This is a genomic window from Candidatus Thiodiazotropha sp. AKAK3, from assembly GCF_058244645.1.
On record NZ_JBSYOQ010000014.1, the window covers coordinates 1 to 19,585 of the forward strand.

The window sequence follows — 19,585 nt, forward strand, 5'->3', positions numbered from 1 at the left end:
TTAAATCACCTGCCTCGCCCTGCGGGAAGCCACTCAAGCCGCGATTGCGGCGTTGCACCCCTTGGTAAGGGAACAACCATTACCTGCGGGCTGCGCCTTGCACTCACGGCTTGAGCGGCTTTCTAAATACATGGTTTATATGACGCACTACACTAGCGAATCACCACATGGGGATTCTCAATACCGAGCTGACTCAGTCGCTGACTGAGATGATCAGCCATTTCGACACTCGCAATAGGTCCTACCTGTACTCGGTAGACTCTGTTGTTGGGGGAATCATTGCCGTGTATGAGTACACTGGTCTTCAATTGTTCCTCTAACCTGGTTTTAAGTCGGTTAGCATTATTTGAATCACCGAATGCACCAACCTGCAGAAACAGTTCAGGTAGTGCGCCTCTCCTTTTGCTGACAGGGGCGGCAATTCGGCGTGGCTTAGGCTCTGGCTGGCCTGCCTCTACTGTTGTGACTTCGACCAGGCCGGTTCCTTCACCAGTGATGCCCAGTTTCCATGCGGCAGAGTAGGAGAGATCGATCAGGCGATTGTCGTGGAAGGGGCCGCGGTCATTAACCTTAACCACCACGCTGCGATTGTTCTTGAGATTGGTGACACGTGCATAGCTTGGCAGAGGGAGTGTCTTGTGGGCAGCGGTCATGGCATACATATCATAGGGTTCACCACTGCTGGTACGTCGTCCATGAAATTTACTGCCATACCAGGAGGCTATGCCACGGGCACTGTAACCCTGACTCTCGGAAAGGGTGTAGTAGCGTTTGCCAAAGACCTCATAACTGGCTGGATTGCCATATCTGCTTTTAGGTTCGTCCTTGGGTACAGCATCAGGAATAGTCGCTATATCCGAAGGTGGCGGATGGTGAGGACTGACACCATCTGAGTGAATGCCGGGCCTACTGCTGCAACCTGCAAGGATCAACAGAGAGAGGCATACTATGAGATTAAACCTACTGGTTTTCATCGATTATATCCACGGGCGAATCTTACGGTCCTGCAAAGCATACCTCGTAAAATACTGGTTTGATGAAAGCCGATGAAATTCCCTACACCCGACACAGTACAACATCACCATAAGCTCTATTGGTTAGAGGACGAAGCCTTTTCTGCTGCTCGCTTGGCAGCAAGGATCTCCTGGCTCAGCTGGTAGGCAGCCATGGCGTAGAGATTGCTGTGATTGTAACGGGTGATCACGTAGAAGTTGTGAAGACCCAGCCAATACTCCTGCTGACTCCCGGCATCAAGTTTGATCAGACTGGTCAACGCTTCCGGGTCGAGTGGTTCCTGGTTGAGGGGTTTGACCCCTTCAGCAAGCAACTCTGCAACCTGTATGCTCGGTTTCATACCCGCATCCACATAGCGTTGTAGAGCATCGGACCCATGGACTTGTCGAGTGATCGGTTGACCCTTCTTCCAGCCATGTACCTTGAAATAGTTCGCGACACTGGCAATGATGTCGGCATTATTGTGCCATAGGTCTCGCTTGTTATCGCCATCGCCATCCACGGCATACTGACGGTAACTGCTTGAAATAAATTGAGGTTTACCCATGGCGCCTGCATAAGATCCTAATGCGCCAGCCGGATCGACCTGCTCTTCACGGCTGAGTAACAGAAACTCTTCAAGCTCCCGGCGGAAGAACTTGGCGCGTTTTGGATAACCGAAAGCGAGGGTTGTGAGGGCGTCGACAACCCGGTACTTGCCCGTATAGCGCCCATAACGGGTCTCAACCCCAATAATAGCGACGATGATCTCTGCTGGAACCCCAAATGTTTGATTGGCTTTTTCCAGCAGCGATTCGTTCTCCTTCCAGAATTTTAAACCACCAGCCACACGGTCTGGCTTGATGAAAATCGGTCGATACTGGTGCCAGGCTTTGGATTCAGCCGGTCGTGTGATGGCAGCGATAATATCGTCTCTGTATCGGGTGCCGATGAGTAGCTTTTCAACCTCTTCAGCCTTGAATCCATGTTTGTCAGCCATCTCCGTAGCGAAAGCCTTATATTCAGCTCTCATCTGAGGCGTATGGGCGCAGGCCAGGTTGCTCAGGCTAAGGAGAAAAACAAGTATAAGTTGTGTCGTTATTTGCTTCATATCTATGTTGGTAGCAATTTTTTGTGTGTTTGTATGGACATCAGCATACCGAAGCTTGCCAAAATGGTCACCAGGGATGTGCCGCCGTAACTGATCAAGGGTAAGGGTACACCCACAACAGGTAGTAAACCGGTAACCATTCCCGCATTCACAAAAAGATAGACAAAAAATATCAGTGATAATGCGCCTGCGAGAATGCGACCGAAGGTATCCTGGGCCTGGGAGGCGATATATAGCCCTCTTAGGATGATAAAGAGATAGAGGATCAGCAGGGCGATGATTCCAACTAATCCGAACTCCTCCGAGATAACTGCAAAAATGAAATCAGTATGTCTTTCTGGGAGGAATTCCAGGTGGGATTGAGTACCGTTCAGCCAGCCTTTACCACTGATCCCTCCTGATCCGATGGCTATTTTTGACTGGATAATGTGATAGCCCGTACCAAGGGGATCACTCTCCGGGTTGAGAAAAGTGAGTACACGTTGCCGCTGATAGTCGTGCATCAGATACCAGGCAAGGGGACCCATGGCCGCCATGAGTGCGCCGGCGATAAAAATCAGGCGCCAACTGATGCCCGCCAGAAAAAGGGCAAACGCGCCACCTGAGCCTACCAATAGGGCAGTGCCAAGATCTGGCTGTTTTGCGATGAGCAGCACCGGGATAATGGTGAACAAGGCTGCTGTAATCAATCTTGATGGGCTTGGGGGAAGCCGTTTTTCTGCCAGATACCAGGCAATCACCATTGGCAGTGTGAGTTTGAACATCTCCGAGGGCTGGAAACGAACAAAACCGAGGTCGAGCCAGCGTTGCGCCCCTTTACCGAGTTCACCGAACAGAATGACCGAAATCAGAAATAGAATGCCCAGGCCATACAGCCAAGGGGACCATCGGCGGAAATTATCAGGGTGTATTTGAGCAAGTATGACCATAACAGTGAATCCGAAACCCAGGCGAACCAACTGTTTCTGCAGCAGGATCATCTCCTCATCTCCGGCACTGAACAGAATTGTCAGTCCGACACCGACCAGCATCAACAACGACAGTAGCAAGGGTAAGTCGATATGCAGCCAGGCCAGAAGACCATAGGCCTTGGCTGGTTGAGAGTCGTGGAATGTAATGTGCGGCTTAGCCACTATTGATCCTGTTGATTTTTCAGCAGATAACTGTCCATAACTTTACGCGCAATCGGCGCTGCTACCGATCCCCCATGGCCGCCATTTTCCACCACCACAGCGATTGCTATTTTAGGTGATTCAACAGGTGCGAAGGCGATAAACAGTGCATGATCCCGCTTTCGTTTAGCGGTATTCTCCTCATCATACTCCTCATCCTGTTTGACGCTGAATACTTGCGCAGTACCTGTTTTACCGGCTATACGATATTCGTTGCTTCTGATGGATCTCGCTGTACCCCGTTGACCCTCGACCACGTCAGTCATGGCACTGATCACCTGGTTCCAATGCTCCGGATCGAGCTGATGTAAAACATCTTCAATCTTCGGGCTCTCCCTTTTAACCTTATCCGGACTTTCAATGGTTGCAACCACCCTTGGTCGAATTCGATGTCCCCGGTTAGCAAGGGTCGCGGTTGCGGACGCCAATTGGAGTGGGGTGGCCAGAAAGTAGCCTTGACCGATACCGACGATCAATGTCTCTCCGGGATACCAGGGTTCGCGACGTTTACTCTGTTTCCAATCACGACTTGGCATCAATCCTGACAACTCACCATCCAGGTCAACTTTAGAAGGGATTCCGAAACCGAATCCAGTGAGAAATTCGTGCAACCGGTCGATCCCCAGTGTTCTGGCAAGCTCATAGTAGTAGACATCGCAGGACTGCACGATTGCCTGATGCATATCGACTTTTCCATGGCCCCACTTTTTCCAGTCTCGGTATTTGTGCTCCTTGCCGGGTAATTGGTAGTAACCAGGGCAGTAGGTCTCCTGGTGAAAGCCAACCACGTCGTACTCCAGACCAGCCAGGCCAATAAATGGCTTAACTGTGGAGCCGGGAGGATACTGCCCTCTTATGGCGCGATTAAACAGTGGGTTATCCAGGGATGATTCCAACGCTCTGTAAGCTTTACTGCTGATGCCATCAACAAAAAGGTTTGGGTTGTAACCCGGCTTACTCACCAGGGTAAGAACCCCCCCGGTTTCAATATCCATCGCCACCACAGCGCCGTTGTACTCTCCCAGAGCCTCCAGGGCGGTGGATTGCAGCTCCATATCCAGGAATAGCTGCAGGTTGTCGCCGGGCTGAGGGGGTTGATTTTCAAGTACCCGAAGCACCCGTCCCTTGGCGTTGACCTCCACCTGTTGCAGGCCTACCTGGCCATGCAGCATGCTTTCATAGCTCTTTTCGACGCCGTTCTTGCCGATGAAGTCTGTGCCACTGTAGTTGGAGGTGTCGATCTGCAGCAGCTCTTTTTCATTGATCCGGCCAACGTATCCCAACAAATGGGCTGTCTGAACCCCTTGTGGATAGTCTCTAAGCAGGGTGGCTTTGACATCCACACCGGGAAATCTGTGGCGATGGATAGCGATCCGTGCAACCTCCTCTTCCTGCAGACGCACTCGGATGGGAATGCTGTCGAAACGTCGGCGCTGTTTGCGTAAGCGGTGAAAACGCTGGATATCATCCTCACTGATGGTGATGATTTCACTCAGACGGTCGATTGTTGTCTGTAAATCCTTGGTCTTTTCCGGGACGATCTCCAGGCTATAGGCAGGCAGGTTTTGCGCCAGGATGGTGCCATTACGATCGAAGATCAAACCTCGGGTTGGAGGCAGAGGCTCAAGTTTTACCCGATTATCCTGTGATAGGGTGGTGAAGTGTTCGTGATTCTCTACCTGGAGAAAAAAAAGTCTGCCAACCAGTACCCCCAGGGCGATGATAACCAGGATGCTGGAGACGATTGCCCGTCCCAGGAAGAGCTGGCTCTCGTGCAGATAGTCCTTGATTGAGGATTGAGGCATAGGTTAACTGACATTAAAGCGGTGGCTGATATCCCGCAATAGAATATAGACCCAGGGCCAGAGCAAAGTACTGATTAGCGGTGTAACCCAGTACCAGAGTGAGGGGGTTGGATAGTTGGCAGCTCCGGTAGACCAAAGTGCGAGCAGTCGTTCAACCAGTAACAGTATGAAAATGGTGAATACCTGTTGCCGCAATGGCATGACCCTTACTCGTAGATGCAGTCTCAACATGATGTAGGCGATGACAGAAAAACCTAAGGCGTGTTGACCCAGCAGGGTGCCAGTGAGTACATCCAGCAAAAAGCCGGTGGTAAATCCCACACCTACTCCGATACGTTCAGGACGTTGCATGCACCAATAGATCAGTATCAGAGCAACCCATTGCGGACGGTAGGCGTTCGCCCATTCGGGAAGTGGCATGATGGTGAGAATGAATCCAGCAAGCAGGGTTGTATAGATAACGGAGTTACGACTTGGAGATTGACCGATCATTCAGCCTCCTCGGCTTCAGAAGTCGTATCTTCAGCCTCATTGGAGGGCGGTGTAACTACCCTGGATTCAGCAATAGAGACACTGGGATCGAGGGTCCAGACCAACAGTACTTCACGTATCCTGTCCAGATGGGCCGTGGTCTGGGCTATCACTGATGCGAAAGGCTGTCCGGGTTCTCGTCGTACCTCTATCACTTCCGCTACGGGGTAACCGGGGGGGAATCCTCCCCCCAGACCTGAGGTGATCAGCAGATCACCTACCTGGATATCGGCATTATTGGGTAGGTGGGGTAGTTCCAGTCTGTTGATCAAGCCTGTACCGAGCGCAATGGTGCGGAGACCGTTTCGATTGACCTGAACAGGTAAGGCGTGCGCTGCATCGGTGATCAATAAAACACTGGCGTTAAATGGATTGATATGGGTTACCTGACCAACGACTGCATTGGCATCCAGAACAGGCTGTCCTTCAAACAGACCAGAGCTTTTGCCTTTATTGATCAACACCTGTTGACGGAAAGGGTCCTGTTCGACAGCGATCAGTTCAGCAATCAGTACCCGGTCGCCAACCTTGAAGGAGGAGTCGAGCAGGCCTCTTAAGCGCATGTTTTCAGCTTCAAGAGCCTCAAACTTTTGTAGCCTGGCGCGTAATTGAAGGTTTTCCTGATGCAGGTTATCCCTCTGCTCCTCCAGCTGTGAGCGACTGACGATGGCTTCACTGGCCGATTCACTCAGCAATAGAGGCAGACTGGCAAGGTATTGGATTGGATAGAGTAGTACGGACAGGGCTGATCGTAGTGATTCCAGGTGGTTATACCGATGATCCAGAACCATCAATGAAGTGGAGAGGAGCGCAGCCACCACCAGTCGGGTAGTGATGGATGGCCCCTGTGTAAAGATAAGTTTAATGGCTGAATAGCTCCATATAGTGTGGGCTGCCTAAGTGCATGCGCTCACTCCGGGGAGAGAATTCGCAGCTGAGAAACCCTTTAGTCAACCATGAAGAACTCACCACCTCGCTCGTCTATCAACTCCAATGCCCGACCGCCACCACGGGCGACACAGGTCAGAGGGTCTTCTGCCACGATCACAGGCAGGCCGGTCTCCTCCTGCAGTAAGCGGTCGATATCTTTCAGTAAAGCACCGCCACCGGTAAGTACAATACCCCGCTCGGCAACATCTGCTCCAAGTTCCGGAGGCGTCTGTTCCAGTGCCGTTTTTACTGCGCCAACAATACCTGAAAGTGGCTCCTGAAGTGCTTCCAGGATCTCATTACTGTTGAGGGTGAAGCTCCGGGGAATGCCTTCTGCAAGATTGCGGCCTTTGACATCGATCTCCTTCACTTCATTGCCTGGATAGGCGGAGCCGATCTCATGTTTGATGCGTTCAGCAGTGGCCTCACCGATCAGGGTGCCGTAGTTACGACGGACATAGTTGACGATTGCTTCGTCAAAGCGATCGCCGCCGACTCTGACTGAATTGGCGTAGACGATACCGTTCAACGAGATAATTGCGACTTCTGATGTGCCACCACCGATATCCAGTACCATTGATCCACGGGCCTCATCAACCGGCAGACCTGCACCAATCGCGGCAGACATCGGCTCTTCGATCAGGTAGACCTCACGCGCTCCTGCACCAGCGGCTGATTCTTTTATTGCGCGTCGCTCAACCTGGGTGGAGCCACAGGGCACACAGACAAGTACCCGCGGGCTGGGGCGAATGATTCTTGTCTCATGAACCTTGTGGATGAAATATTGCAGCATCTTTTCAGTGACTGTGAAATCGGCAATGACGCCCTCTTTCATCGGTCGGATTGCGGTAATGTTTGCAGGGGTTCGGCCAAGCATTTTTTTGGCGTCCTCACCGACGGCAACTACCGATTTGGCGCCACCCGGACCTCTGTCCTGGCGGATAGCGACCACGGATGGTTCGTTTAACACAATGCCCTGACCGCGGGCGTAAATTAGTGTGTTGGCGGTACCCAGATCGATGGAAAGATCATTGGAAAATAAGCCACGGATGCGTCTGAACAGCATGGATCTTTTATCTTCTCGTGTCAGTGGTTGATATATGGGTTTATCGGGGCTCTGGAGGGTAGCGGGATTGCAACTACATCTGTCCGAAAGATCCTGGATAAACCAAAAGACGGCTAATCTATCAATGGTACAGGAGTTGAGCAAGAATGGGGATGGGGATTAACGCAGAATTCACGCTTTTTGAGGATAAAAAAGATTTTATGCTTGAAACTGTGGCTTCTGCGCGAGTAGTGATTGCAGTAATTTGTGAAAATCCATGCTCAACTGGCTGGGAATGGTTGGAGCCCTGAAGATGGCTATTAAGGTGTCAGCTTAATAGTGCCAACCAGGCCCGGTATCGCTAGGTCTGGTTGGCTGTTATCGATTAAATCTCAATCATGATCATGATGATCGCTATCCTGGTCATCTTCGCTTTCAATCGAGCTGGCGACAAATACACCATCGATATAGTCGCCATCAATCTCAACCAAACTGGACGAGAATTGATAATTAACGCCGGATAGATCCACGACAACCCCAAAAACGCTGATCGTATTGTCATCAATGAGGGTTGGGGTTCCCTCGACTTCGGCGGTGTGGTTGCGTGGTGGGTCATCACGCTCAAGTTTTGTGGCGATCAAAACACCGTTATCGCTATAGATTTTGGCTTCCAGGTAGTCTGTCGCTTCGAGTTGAGTCAGGGTAAAGGTGGACTCACCTTCCAGATCACTTTTCATGATGGTGGAGTTGTTGATCTGGATGGTCTGGCCAAGCAGATTGATCGTTCCCGCAGCAGTATCAACGTTATCAGCGCCCAGGATGCCGGCCAATTCGCCTCTTTCCGATGCTTCCACCTTGAGTTCGATCTCTTCAGCAAGGAGTATGGATCCGTCCATGACACCTTCCACTTTGGCCAACCGGCCAACTGTGAGCATGCTGGTCTGACCACTGAAATTGGTGGCTGAGGCATCGACAAGCTGGCCGTTCAGTGCAAACTGATCCTGGCTGTTCAGCGCAGATGTGATTCTTCCCTCGATTTCGACCTCATCCCCATCATCAGCAATCTGGTTGCTGCCGTCCCCTTCGATTTCGATGCTGTCGGCCTCAAAGATAGTGCCGGAAAAACTATTACCTTCAACTTCTACAAAGGTGCCTTCAGGGGGGATAGGTAGAGCGTCAGCCGCTTCAATCACCAGATCGCCTATCTGAAACTGAGTGCCCGATATATTGCTGACAACACCAGATACTTCCAGGTCGTCACCGGCCCATCCCAGGGATTTGACTTCAATGCGAGTTGCCAGGATATCACCGTTTCCATCGGTGAAGCCGCTTACCTCTACCACACTATTAGTAGGCAGTGCTTCCAGCGATGTGGCATCGAAGGGATTCTCATAGACAGTATCCTGATCCACCACGATGGTTTGATTCATGATGACCAGGGTGTCATTGGTGGCGATGTTATTGGCGTCGATCACCCCTTCGATCAAGCTGTCGTATTCAACACTCTCTGCTTCGCCTGTTGCGGTGGTCTGATCACTGCTGCCGCTGATACGCACCACCATGCCGATTGCCAGGTCATCCTGGGTTCCATCTGCATTGTTGACAGTGAAGCTGGCATTGTCTGTCTCATATTCAACGCCGTTGACGAAAATAGAGCCAAAACTGGTGACTCGACCCTGAGTAACCCCGGTTCCGCCTATGCCACCGTCTGCGACCTGTGAACCACCACCTCCACCACCACAGCTATAGAGTGCACTGATCAATATGGCGCAGACAATTGGGGTAAAAAATCTGTTTGCTCTAACCATGCAGCTATACATCCTTTTCGAAGTAGTAGATACCGATGCCCGCCTGTTTGCGCCCGGTACCTTCTGAGTTTGGTTCAATATCCCTATCGTGTTGGGAAAGAAATTTGTCGCACTCCAATAGTAGCGCTTGTGACTTTTCAGCACTTAGGTTTCGAAATTCCGGTAGTACTTCTGCGGGTAGATTGTTATAGGAGACTTTGCGCTGAAAATGGGGTGTTTGCGAGCCAGTCTGCAGATTATGGTCAATTGTTTCAATAAGGAGCTCTACATCGGTACCCAGGATATGCAGCTTGCCGGTTTCGCCTGTGCGCGGAATATAACCATCACTGAGCAGTGTTATTTTTCCCGATTCATCTTTGGCTATGGTACCGACTCTATGGAGTTCGTCGTAGATGGCCCTGGGTGGGACGTCGCCACTGTGCTCACGCACCAGATCACTGAAATTGTTTTTACCCTGGTCAAATTTTAGTGGGGCCGGATGGCCTTTTTTGGTTAAAAATCGCGGATCTCTAAGCCAGCCGGAGATAACTCTGGCTGCCCGGTTGTACTGGTGGGCGATTGCGCTGACATCCGGGGTGTCGATCTTCTGCAGACGGCTGACCTCTTTGCGGGTCAGACCGGTAATGACTGAAACCCGGGAGACGGTCTGCTTACGACCGGGAATTCCGAACTCGTTTGAGGCAACATCCATAAATATCCATTTACTGAGGTCGGCAAAGTCACCATAGGTAAACCCATTACGCAGCATGAGTCTGATAAGCGGCCTTAGCAGCTTCAGGATTGAGGAGGTCAGTACTTTGCGGTTTTCATCCATAACGGTATTTGACTATCCTGCTAAACGGCAATTCTCTAGTTTATTGACTCTAGTCTTGGTTAATGCTGACTGTCTTTGATATTTATCGATTCTGGTCAAATATTCCCTAATTTTTTTGACCATTCGATATTCTGTTGGGAATAATATCCCAACTGCCTCTATTAAGGTATTATAGATGCTAATTCTCAGGGTGAAAGCGGTATGTTTGTCACATTTTTGCTACTACACTGCCTTGAAATCTGAACTATTCGTAAATCAATCCGTAACAAAGTCGCTCATTTGCTCCAGTGATCAACGTCTTCGGCATGTATCCACTGAGCAGAATATGGTAGATTCCTCTCTTTTTCGAACCAGGAATCAGCCGGATGTCACTAGATCGCTCCGATGTTGAAAAGATTGCCCATTTGGCGCGAATGGCGCTGGATGAAAAGCAGGTTGAAGGCTATGCCACTGAATTGAGTAAAATTCTTGAGCTGGTAGAGCAGTTGGAGGCAGCGGAAACCGATGATATCGAGCCGATGTCTCACCCTCTTCATATGGCACAACGACTGCGACAGGATGAAGTTACTGAAGCAGACCGTCGCGAAGAGAACCAGGCTGTGGCACCTCAAGTTGAAAACGGCCTCTATCTGGTCCCCAAGGTGATTGAGTAGCAGTCGTCTGACAATTACTCATATTCAATGAAGTCAAACCATGCATAAGAAAACAATTGTAGAGCTGGGTGCCGGTCTAAAGGCTGGTGAATTTTCCAGTGTAGAGTTGACCCGCCACTATATCGAGCGCATCGAGCGTTTGGATGGTGATATCAACGCCTTCATCACCACTACCCCGGAACAGGCTCTGCTTGAAGCGGCGGCTGCGGATCAGAAGATAGCGTCTGGAGAGGCGGGGCCTTTGACCGGCATTCCTATTGTGCAGAAGGATATCTTTTGCACTCAAGGTGTGAAAACCAGCTGTGGTTCCAGGATGCTGGATAATTTTATCTCACCCTACGATGCTACTGTGGTCACCCGATTGAAGCAGGCCGGAGTGGTTACTCTCGGCAAAGCCAATATGGATGAATTCGCCATGGGGTCATCGAATGAGACTAGCTTTTATGGTCCTGTGCATAATCCCTGGAATCTGAATAAGGTGCCTGGTGGTTCATCGGGTGGCTCAGCTGCTGCAGTCGCGGCGAGGTTGGTGTCAGCTGCAACGGGTACCGATACAGGGGGTTCGATACGTCAGCCAGCGGCTCTGTGTGGCATTACCGGTCTCAAGCCAACCTACGGCCGTGTCTCCCGTTTCGGAATGATCGCATTTGCCTCGAGTCTTGATCAGGCAGGGCCGATGGCTGCCAGCGCTGAGGATGTGGCGTTGCTGCTGCAGAACATGGCGGGATTCGACCCTAAGGACTCCACCAGTGCCGATCAACCTGTGCCTGACTACTCCTCTGGCCTGAATGATTCCCTTGAGGGGCTGAAGATCGGGCTGCCGAAAGAGTATTTTGGTGAAGGTCTCGATTCAGATGTGAGCAGTTCAATAGCAACGGCCATCGAAGTCTATAAAAGTTTGGGTGCCCAGGTGGTTGAAATCACTCTGCCCAACAGCCACTTAGCTGTACCTACATACTATGTAGTCGCTCCTGCGGAGTGCTCTTCCAACCTCTCCCGCTTCGATGGCGTGCGTTTCGGCTACCGTTGTGAGCAGCCTAAAGATCTTGAGGATCTCTATAAACGATCACGGGGTGAGGGTTTTGGTAGTGAGGTTAAGCGGCGTATCATGATAGGAACCTATGCGCTCTCAGCAGGTTACTATGATGCATACTATCTGAAGGCACAGAAAACCCGTCATCTGATCTCAGATGATTTCAAGCGGGCCTTTGAGGAAGTGGATGTCATTATGGGCCCGGCAACGCCGGCAACCGCATTCAATCTGGGTGAGAAGACCGATGATCCGGTTACCATGTACCTCAATGATATCTATACCATTGCGGCGAATCTGGCTGGTCTGCCGGGTATGTCTCTGCCTGTAGGCCCAGTAAATGGACTGCCTGTGGGACTGCAGGTTATAGGTAACTATTTTTCTGAAGCCAAGTTGCTGAATGTGGCACATCGGTTTCAACAGGAGACAGAGTGGCATCGTCTAATCCCTGAGGGCATGGCTTAGTCTATCGATGATAGCGTCAGGGTTTTTGGATGATCCTCTGTTAAAGGCTGCATCAATGCATGCGGTCATAAGCGTCTAGTCGAGCCTCCGGCCGACGACACAAACCAGACAAAGTAAACATAGAGTTAGAGATATGCAGTGGGAAACCGTCATCGGGCTGGAAATACATACCCAACTTGCCTCCAAATCGAAGATTTTTTCCGGAGCGTCGATCGCCTACGGAGCTGAACCGAATACCCAGGCCTGCATCATTGATCTGGGATTTCCCGGTGTGCTGCCGGTGCTCAACGAAGCCGCCGTGGATATGGCGATAATGTTTGGATTGGCTGTTGATGCGGAGATCGGTTCACGTTCAGTCTTTGCCCGTAAGAACTATTTCTATCCAGATCTACCGAAGGGGTATCAGATCAGTCAGTTTGAGTTGCCGATTGTCGGCAAGGGATCTTTAACCATCGATCTTGATGATGGTCAACAGAAGATAATCGGAATTACCCGTGCTCACCTTGAGGAAGATGCGGGTAAGTCGCTGCATGAGGATTTTCATGGCATGAGCGGCATCGACCTGAACCGTACCGGCACCCCACTACTTGAGATCGTCTCCGAACCTGATATGCGTTCCATCAAGGAAGCAGTGGCCTATGCACGAAAGATACATCAGCTGGTGGTCTATCTGGGTATTTGTGATGGCAACATGCAGGAGGGTTCATTTCGGGTCGATGCAAACCTTTCGATGCGGCCCATGGGCCAGGAAGCGTTGGGTACCAGAACAGAGTTGAAGAACCTCAACTCCTTTCGTTTTCTCGAGCGTGCCATGAATTTCGAAAGGGAGCGCCAGATCGATCTTCTTGAAAGTGGTAAGAAGATAGTGCAGGAGACCCGTCTCTATGACGCGGATCGTGACGAGACCCGCTCTATGCGTAGCAAGGAAGAGGCAAACGACTATCGCTATTTCCCCGATCCGGATCTACTGCCGGTGGAAATTACACCGCAGCGCCTGGAGCAGGCAAAGCAACGCATGCCGGAACTGCCAGCTCAGAAAGAGCGGCGTTTCGAGTCAGACTATCAACTCTCCACCTCAGACGCGAAGATGTTGACCCATAGTCGCAGGCAGGCCGACTATTTTGAGCAGGTGGTAGCCACTGGTGCCAGTCCGAAAATAGCCGCAAACTGGGTCACAGTGGAGCTTGCAGGCGCGTTGAACAAAGCGGGTCTGGATATCAGTGAGTCTCCTGTCAGTGCCGAACACCTTGGCGGTTTGCTGAAGCGGATCGCTGATAACACCATCTCCGGCAAGCTGGCAAAGCAGGTATTTGAAGGTATCTGGCAGGGTGATGGAGATGCTGATACGGTGATTGAGGCCAAAGGGTTGAAACAGATCACCGATACAGGCCAGATAGAGTCGATCATTGACGAAATTATTGCCAATAACCCGAAGCAGGTAGAGCAGTTCCGAGCCGGCAAGGATAAGTTGTTAGGCTTTTTTGTTGGTCAGGTCATGAAGCAGACTCAGGGAAAAGCCAATCCAGGACAGGTCAATCAGATCCTGCTCGGTAAGCTGAAGGGGTGAGGGTAGTAAAGGAAGCGAATTCATTGCAGGAAATCGCTTATCTGCTCCCAGTGGCTAAAAGCGGACTATCTCATCGCCGGACTAATTAAGAGGGCATAATGGGGAATTGCAACTGGAAAAAGTTGAGCGGATGGATCTGGCTGTTTCTGGCACTTCCTCTCCAAGCAGATGAACGTATCTGGCATGATCTCGACAGCCAGACCTTTGCTGCCAAAGGTGTAACTGGCGCCCCCGTCTATTACCGTGCCCTTCAAGCAGACCTGAATAAAATGCAAAGCCTGTTGTTACAGGCCCCAGCTGAATTCACTGCTGATCCTGAAGTTGGCGTGGAACTGGCTCTGCCGATGCCTCATGGTCAGATGCAGCGTTTTTGGGTTGAGTCCTCACCTGTTATGGCGCCTGCACTGGCGCAACGTTATCCCGAAATAGCCACCTACCGGGTCAAAGCTATAGACGAGCCGGCCATCACAGGAAGGATTGACCTGACGCCAAGGGGTTTCCACGCCATGCTCTCGACCCCTTCGGGAACAATCTATATCGATCCGGATGAGGCTGGGAACTATCGTAGTTTCTACAAAGGGGATTACGCCAACTCAATCGGACAGACAAAGAGCCCCAATATGTGCCAGACACATCAGCAGGCCGAGACTGTTCCAGCCACACAAACTGATGTCACAGCTGCGCAACAGACACACAGCAGTGATCAACGACGAATCTACCGTTTGGCAGTAGCGGCGACCGGCGAGTATACCGCCTATTTTGGTGGCAATAAGAGCGAAACCCTGGCTCAAATTGTAACGGCCATCAACCGGGTCAATCAGATTTACGGAAGGGATCTGGCGGTACAGTTTCAACTGGTGGGTAACAATGACCGGATAATCTACACCAATGCGGGATCCGATCCTTACTCCCACTCACCCAATGCAATCCCAACCATGCTGAATGAAAATCAAGAGAATCTTGATTTTACCCTTGGGGCTGACAACTATGATATCGGTCACCTGTTTGGCGTTCTGGGTGGTGGTCTGGCGAGTGTGGGTTCAGCCTGTCAGAGTTTCAAAGCTCAGGCTTATACCGGCACATCAAAACCTGACAGCGACGTTTTCTATATCGATTTTGTCGCCCATGAGTTGGGACACCAGCTCAATGCCAATCACTCCTTCAATGGTACTTCAGCCAACTGTGCCGGTATAAACCGAGTGGGAATCAGTGCTGTTGAGCCGGGTAGTGGTTCGACAATCATGAGTTATGCCGGTATATGCGGCGATGAAAATCTGCAACTAAACTCCGATGCAACCTTCCATGCCATCAGTATTCAGGAGATGCGTTCTTTCATCGACGCGGGTGAGGGGAGGCTCTGTGGCACCCTGGTCAATAGTGGCAACAACGCACCTACTGTCGATGCGGGTGCTTCAGGGGATGATGTTGTCTATACCATACCGTCCGGCACCCCTTTTCGTGTCACTGGTCAGGCCAGTGATCTCGATGGGGATTCGCTCTCCTACCAATGGGATGAGATGGATGTGGGCGGTGATACAGGGGCTACTGATGCAACGACAATTGGTACAGACCTGCCGGGGGAGAGCAATCCGCTGTTTCGAAGCTATCTGCCAAAAACAACCCCAGAGCGCTATTTTCCTCGCCTAAGCACTGTCATTTCCGATAACTATGAGATTGGTGAAACCCTCCCTGATAGCAACCGCCAACTAAATTTAAGACTGACAGTGCGGGATGGTGAATCAGGTGTCGCAAGCGATGATCTTGAAATTACAGTGAACAGTGACTCAGGAAGCTTTGAGATAAGCGGTGGTTCGATCAATGGTGGTGGTAGCTTCAGCAGTGGTTCCACACAATCCCTCAACTGGTCAACTGCAGGTACAGAGCTGAACTGTCCGGAAGTCGAGATCAGCCTGCTCAGTCTGAATGAAACTGACCCCCCAACAAGCTATTGTGAATACCGGGATGAGGGAATGGAGCAGCTAAGCCTGGGAAGTTTTGCCAATAGTGGTTCTGCACTGTTTGAGCTTCCCGATATAACGCTGACCAGAGGTCGTATGATGCTGGCCTGTGCAGATGGTCTCTTTTTCGACCTTACAGATAGAGCGTTTAATGTTGATGGTGGCACACTCAACATAGCAGATGATTGTAAATCACTTGACGGTGATAACCTGGAACATGGAACTGTTTTTACCGATGCGGATAGCGCGACAAAATTCGATAGTCCTGGTGGTGGTGGCCTTGTTTGGTTGCTGAATCTGCTAATGGGAGTGGTTCTGGTATTTCGTTTGTGCTCTGACCCACGGTGGGTTTCCCGCCTATCCTCAGTGAAAACCATCTGAATTAATAGAGGTGCCGATAAGGATCTACGGAAGGTTGCAGGGGGTTTTTGTGAATTTCCAGCGCGATTTGGTGGGGCAGGGCCCCACCCTACCTGTCGATATAAAGGGTTGGGGGGGGCAATGCCCCAGCAACTGCACTAGCGCATATTACGGTTATACAGGTTGATACTCTTTTGCTGAGTAAGGGGAGTAATCAGGTAAAACTTTCAGTTCAGTAGGATCAGGAATTACGTAATCTACAAGGTCGGCTAAACAAACTGAACAGATTCGTCAACATTTGCGTAGTCAATCCAAACAGATGAAGATTGGCTTGGAAACATGATTGCGCCGATATAAAGCGTTGGCGTTTGCCATTGCGCTCAGAGATGTAAATGTTTCTATCATCATCGCTCATTGCATCCAGTGACTCCTGGCTCTTATAGGGAAGCGAAACATTGTCCTGCATGGTTTTCAGGTTATCCATCGCCGCTTGTAGAAATCTAACTTGCAGTGCAACGATAGAACCGGATAAAACGCATAGCCAGCTGATTGTCTTTTTCTCTGTTTGTTGAATGTTATCGGCATTCATACTGTTGAGAATCATATGCCTATAGATAAAGCTGAGTGTGCGATGCCATGACCAATCAGATTTTATGGGATGGTTTTTATGGTTGGATACGAGGTCATTCTCTGTTTTAGCTTCGTCAGCTTCTAAGTCAGGAGTTGCAGTGCTGTGCTGCATAATATCCTTCGGTAAAAACTCATTACAGAGGTTGTCACACTCGGACTGGCACTGAATGTTGTCAGTGGGACCAAGGGTGTCGCATTGATTACTAAACGATGTTCTTAATTCGTCCTGCAGAAAGTTTGGAAGGTCAGAGCTACAAAGTTGTTGGTTAAAACTGTTGTATGCATGTTGTGAAAGAGAGTTATTTAATCCGAGTACCAACTCATCTGTTCCATACTCGTCAGAAATATTTTTTAGCTTGCTGCTAAGTTGACGGGAAACTTTTTCACTTCGGAGGACTCTAGTTTGTCGTCCCAATAGCCGACCATGTTGACCATGGTAGTGGTGGAATATGGTTGGTTGTAATTTCATGGTTATCTTAAACTGTCTATCCGTTAACGCTTAATGATGTTCAATTTAGTTGATCTACTACTCTGATGTAACTAGGGATTACCCTAGCCACTTTAAAGCGCTGTTTAAATAGAGCTGGATGATATGAAAAGTATTATTTTATTTTTCTCTTTGCTAACGATCGTTATATTCCTCTCAGAATCATTACCTTTTGGTAACGAGAGTGATTTAGAGTGGGTTGCTTTATCTGAACAGCAATCTTCCTCAGAGAAGAATGGTCGGCGTGTTGATAAGTTGTTACAGGATCAAAAGCCAATAACTGGCACTGTTGCCCGATCATATATTGAACGGGAAGAGCCCTCTTTAGAAAATGATAGACAAAGCGACCCAGCAAAAAGAGCAGAGTCCAATGTGAACTGTCATCCTGATGATGAGCAGCGAGAAATGTTGCGACTGGTGAATAAAGCGAGAACAAGGGCGCGTGAATGTGGTGGTGAAACCTTTAAGGCAGCGCCATCATTGAGCTGGAGCTGTAGGCTCAAACATGCAGCCTTCATCCATTCACAGGATATGATTGACTACGACTATTTCGACCATGAAGGCTCTGATGGTTCCAGTGTCGGAGTGCGCGTGAGCCGTTCAGGTTATGACTGGAGAGCGGTTGGAGAGAACATCGCTGCAGGTTATCCCGACAATAAACAGGTTATGGAAAACCTGCTGTCGAGCCCCACTCATTGTGAAAATATAATGGATCCGAAATTCAGGGAGTTTGGATTTGCTGTAATCGCTACGGATCAAGCCCACTACTACAACTATTGGACTCAGGTATTTGCTCGACAATAAGTGTGTGCCTACAAAAAGAGTAGGTTATTTTCACTGCTGTCTGATTAACTTTCAATCTTCCCAGAACAACTTTGAAAGCCCCTCTCCCTTTACGGGAGAGGGGTTGGGGAGAGGGTGTACGCGAAGCGTTTGATGTGGCTGAAAGAGAAAAACTGTATTGATCGTATATATTCATCTTGCTGATTGTTGGGGGAAATAGAGTGTTCATTCTCCCCCTCTCTGGCCCCTCTCCCGCGAGGGGAGAGGAGGGTTCTCCCCTACCTATTTAAAATACTGATGACTTGTAAGTTTTTTCAAGCCGTGACCCTCTGCTTTGCGATGTTTTTCATGTCTCAATTCTCAATCAGCAATAGAAACCAATAGTAATAATCAGTTACAACCGTAATAGATAAAGTAAGTGGGTTAGCAGTGGGTTATTTTGATTCTATTTTTTCCAGGCAGTGCTTGATTAATTCCTGGTTATAAGCTGCCGCATAGTCATAAGCCGCCTGTATAAGTTTTAGATGGATATCACCTTGGATAACATCTGTAGATCCCTCAAGATAGCGGACGTCACAAACGGTTTTGGCTTTGGAAGCCAGTTCTGGTGGCACTCCCGGTAAACTTGGAGATCGTCCCGCCATAACCAGCAGCCGGTGATCGTTTTTGGCTAATGCGCTTTCTACATCTTGCTCAACATTGGCCTGTTTCAGCCAGGCGAGTGATGCAACACTTTTTCGTTCTTCGGGGCTCAGCTGAGTCATATCCAAATCATTTGGGCTTTGGCAGGCTATGAGTGAAAAAAGTACAGCTAAAATAGTGGCGCGCTTAATCACTGGTTTTCCCATTGTTAATTGTTTTAAGTACTGTTTCCACGATCCAGACTAGCACACCACTCAGTGCACCATACAGATGAGACTCCACTACCACCCGTCCGTTTGCCAGGGATTCACTCCCCGGCATAGGGCCATGCCACTGTTCCCAGCCGATTTTAATAACCAGACCAAGCAGCAGGGCAGCAGAGAGTCGGGGTTCTGAACTGAAATGGCGGAGTAAGGCCCAAATCAATAGTCCATGGAGTGCACCTGAGAGCCCTCTGTACCAGATCAGTTCTGGGGTGAAAAACCAAAGTCCCGCTGAGGTGCCTATGATCAGTGGAATAAAGATATAGCTGCACCAGCAGATGCGGGAGTTGGTCAAAAAGAGATACCAGATGAACCACATTCCGATCAGGTTCATCAACAGGTGGCCCCAGCCCAGGTGGACAAGATGAGCAGTCAGTAGACGCCACCATTCACCGTTATCGATCTCACCACGATGGTATTGAAGTAGTTCAGAGAGTGTTGCAGAAAAGAGAGCCAGCCCCAGGCAGACCAAACTGATCGCCAGTGGGCAGATCATGGTTTTAGCGGGCAATGTGATCCTGGTTTGTGCCACCAACGA

At 49.9% G+C, this 19,585-nt stretch carries 17 protein-coding genes; 5 read left to right on the forward strand and 12 right to left on the reverse strand.

The genetic code is table 11. The annotated features are described in order from the left end of the window. Positions 1-152: 152 nt before the first annotated feature. The 9 genes from AC4IE7_RS01425 to AC4IE7_RS01465 form a co-directional block, all read right to left on the reverse strand. Entirely contained in the window at positions 153-974 is an 822-nt protein-coding gene (locus AC4IE7_RS01425) for a septal ring lytic transglycosylase RlpA family protein (RefSeq protein ID WP_490775019.1), read from the reverse strand. Between the two features lie 116 nt (positions 975-1,090). Further along, a complete protein-coding gene (gene mltB / locus AC4IE7_RS01430; RefSeq protein WP_490775020.1) occupies positions 1,091-2,104 on the reverse strand; it encodes a lytic murein transglycosylase B in 1,014 nt (337 codons plus the stop codon). Between the two features lie 2 nt (positions 2,105-2,106). Then, complete coding sequence (gene rodA, locus AC4IE7_RS01435; RefSeq protein WP_490775021.1) at positions 2,107-3,237, reverse strand: rod shape-determining protein RodA; 1,131 nt, start codon at positions 3,235-3,237, stop codon at positions 2,107-2,109. Further along, complete coding sequence (mrdA, locus tag AC4IE7_RS01440) at positions 3,237-5,081, reverse strand: penicillin-binding protein 2 (RefSeq protein WP_490775022.1); 1,845 nt, start codon at positions 5,079-5,081, stop codon at positions 3,237-3,239. The genes rodA and mrdA overlap by 1 nt, the downstream gene beginning before the upstream one ends. A 3-nt stretch (positions 5,082-5,084) precedes the next feature. Further along, a complete protein-coding gene (gene mreD, locus AC4IE7_RS01445; protein WP_490775023.1) occupies positions 5,085-5,573 on the reverse strand; it encodes a rod shape-determining protein MreD in 489 nt (162 codons plus the stop codon). Continuing rightward, positions 5,570-6,430 (reverse strand): rod shape-determining protein MreC, encoded by an 861-nt coding sequence (mreC, locus tag AC4IE7_RS01450; RefSeq protein WP_490775024.1) that lies wholly within the window; start codon positions 6,428-6,430, stop codon positions 5,570-5,572. Before mreC ends, mreD begins: the two co-directional genes overlap by 4 nt. 128 nt (positions 6,431-6,558) lie before the next feature. Beyond that, the gene (locus tag AC4IE7_RS01455; RefSeq protein WP_490775025.1) at positions 6,559-7,608 is read right to left on the reverse strand and encodes a rod shape-determining protein; all 1,050 of its coding nucleotides are present in this window, start codon (positions 7,606-7,608) and stop codon (positions 6,559-6,561) included. A 371-nt stretch (positions 7,609-7,979) separates the two neighbouring features. After that, complete coding sequence (locus tag AC4IE7_RS01460) at positions 7,980-9,395, reverse strand: DUF5666 domain-containing protein (protein WP_490775026.1); 1,416 nt, start codon at positions 9,393-9,395, stop codon at positions 7,980-7,982. Positions 9,396-9,399: 4 nt separating this feature from the next. Continuing rightward, on the reverse strand, positions 9,400-10,209 hold the full coding sequence (locus AC4IE7_RS01465; protein WP_490775027.1) for a DUF6502 family protein: 810 nt from the start codon (positions 10,207-10,209) through the stop codon (positions 9,400-9,402). Between the two features lie 365 nt (positions 10,210-10,574). On the opposite strand from AC4IE7_RS01465, the gene gatC reads away from it, so the two are divergent. The 4 genes from gatC (at position 10,575) to AC4IE7_RS01485 (ending at position 16,263) form a co-directional block, all read left to right on the forward strand. Further along, positions 10,575-10,862 carry an Asp-tRNA(Asn)/Glu-tRNA(Gln) amidotransferase subunit GatC gene (gatC, locus tag AC4IE7_RS01470; RefSeq protein ID WP_490775028.1) on the forward strand — a complete coding sequence of 96 codons (288 nt, stop codon included), beginning with the start codon at positions 10,575-10,577 and terminating at the stop codon, positions 10,860-10,862. Positions 10,863-10,902: 40 nt separating this feature from the next. Next, positions 10,903-12,357 carry an Asp-tRNA(Asn)/Glu-tRNA(Gln) amidotransferase subunit GatA gene (gene gatA / locus AC4IE7_RS01475; protein ID WP_490775029.1) on the forward strand — a complete coding sequence of 485 codons (1,455 nt, stop codon included), beginning with the start codon at positions 10,903-10,905 and terminating at the stop codon, positions 12,355-12,357. Between the two features lie 133 nt (positions 12,358-12,490). After that, complete coding sequence (gene gatB / locus AC4IE7_RS01480) at positions 12,491-13,924, forward strand: Asp-tRNA(Asn)/Glu-tRNA(Gln) amidotransferase subunit GatB (protein ID WP_490775030.1); 1,434 nt, start codon at positions 12,491-12,493, stop codon at positions 13,922-13,924. 98 nt (positions 13,925-14,022) lie between these two features. Next, entirely contained in the window at positions 14,023-16,263 is a 2,241-nt protein-coding gene (locus tag AC4IE7_RS01485) for a reprolysin-like metallopeptidase (RefSeq protein ID WP_490775031.1), read from the forward strand. A 220-nt stretch (positions 16,264-16,483) separates the two neighbouring features. On the opposite strand, the gene AC4IE7_RS01490 is transcribed toward AC4IE7_RS01485, so the two are convergent. Further along, a complete protein-coding gene (locus tag AC4IE7_RS01490; protein WP_490775032.1) occupies positions 16,484-17,341 on the reverse strand; it encodes a hypothetical protein in 858 nt (285 codons plus the stop codon). 123 nt (positions 17,342-17,464) lie between these two features. Between AC4IE7_RS01490 and AC4IE7_RS01495 the strand changes: the two genes are divergently transcribed. Then, positions 17,465-18,163 carry a CAP domain-containing protein gene (locus tag AC4IE7_RS01495; protein ID WP_490775033.1) on the forward strand — a complete coding sequence of 233 codons (699 nt, stop codon included), beginning with the start codon at positions 17,465-17,467 and terminating at the stop codon, positions 18,161-18,163. Positions 18,164-18,576: 413 nt separating this feature from the next. Here the strand turns inward: AC4IE7_RS01495 and AC4IE7_RS01500 are convergent, their stop codons facing one another. Then, positions 18,577-18,978, reverse strand: coding sequence for a glutamyl-tRNA amidotransferase (locus AC4IE7_RS01500; protein WP_490775034.1), 402 nt, complete (start codon positions 18,976-18,978; stop codon positions 18,577-18,579). Next, positions 18,971-19,579 (reverse strand): rhombosortase, encoded by a 609-nt coding sequence (gene rrtA, locus AC4IE7_RS01505; RefSeq protein WP_490775035.1) that lies wholly within the window; start codon positions 19,577-19,579, stop codon positions 18,971-18,973. Before rrtA ends, AC4IE7_RS01500 begins: the two co-directional genes overlap by 8 nt. Between the last annotated feature and the right edge of the window lie 6 nt (positions 19,580-19,585).

Excerpts from the sequence above, each read along its gene's own strand:
- gatA (WP_490775029.1), top strand. The coding sequence starts at position 10,903 with ATGCATAAGAAAACAATTGTAGAGCTGGGTGCCGGTCTAAAGGCTGGT.
- AC4IE7_RS01490 (WP_490775032.1), bottom strand. The coding sequence starts at position 17,341 with ATGAAATTACAACCAACCATATTCCACCACTACCATGGTCAACATGGT.
- AC4IE7_RS01495 (WP_490775033.1), top strand. The coding sequence starts at position 17,465 with ATGAAAAGTATTATTTTATTTTTCTCTTTGCTAACGATCGTTATATTC.
- AC4IE7_RS01460 (WP_490775026.1), bottom strand. The coding sequence starts at position 9,395 with ATGGTTAGAGCAAACAGATTTTTTACCCCAATTGTCTGCGCCATATTG.
- mrdA (WP_490775022.1), bottom strand. The coding sequence starts at position 5,081 with ATGCCTCAATCCTCAATCAAGGACTATCTGCACGAGAGCCAGCTCTTC.
- gatB (WP_490775030.1), top strand. The coding sequence starts at position 12,491 with ATGCAGTGGGAAACCGTCATCGGGCTGGAAATACATACCCAACTTGCC.
- AC4IE7_RS01455 (WP_490775025.1), bottom strand. The coding sequence starts at position 7,608 with ATGCTGTTCAGACGCATCCGTGGCTTATTTTCCAATGATCTTTCCATC.
- mreD (WP_490775023.1), bottom strand. The coding sequence starts at position 5,573 with ATGATCGGTCAATCTCCAAGTCGTAACTCCGTTATCTATACAACCCTG.
- AC4IE7_RS01485 (WP_490775031.1), top strand. The coding sequence starts at position 14,023 with ATGGGGAATTGCAACTGGAAAAAGTTGAGCGGATGGATCTGGCTGTTT.
- mltB (WP_490775020.1), bottom strand. The coding sequence starts at position 2,104 with ATGAAGCAAATAACGACACAACTTATACTTGTTTTTCTCCTTAGCCTG.
- gatC (WP_490775028.1), top strand. The coding sequence starts at position 10,575 with ATGTCACTAGATCGCTCCGATGTTGAAAAGATTGCCCATTTGGCGCGA.
- AC4IE7_RS01425 (WP_490775019.1), bottom strand. The coding sequence starts at position 974 with ATGAAAACCAGTAGGTTTAATCTCATAGTATGCCTCTCTCTGTTGATC.
- AC4IE7_RS01465 (WP_490775027.1), bottom strand. The coding sequence starts at position 10,209 with ATGGATGAAAACCGCAAAGTACTGACCTCCTCAATCCTGAAGCTGCTA.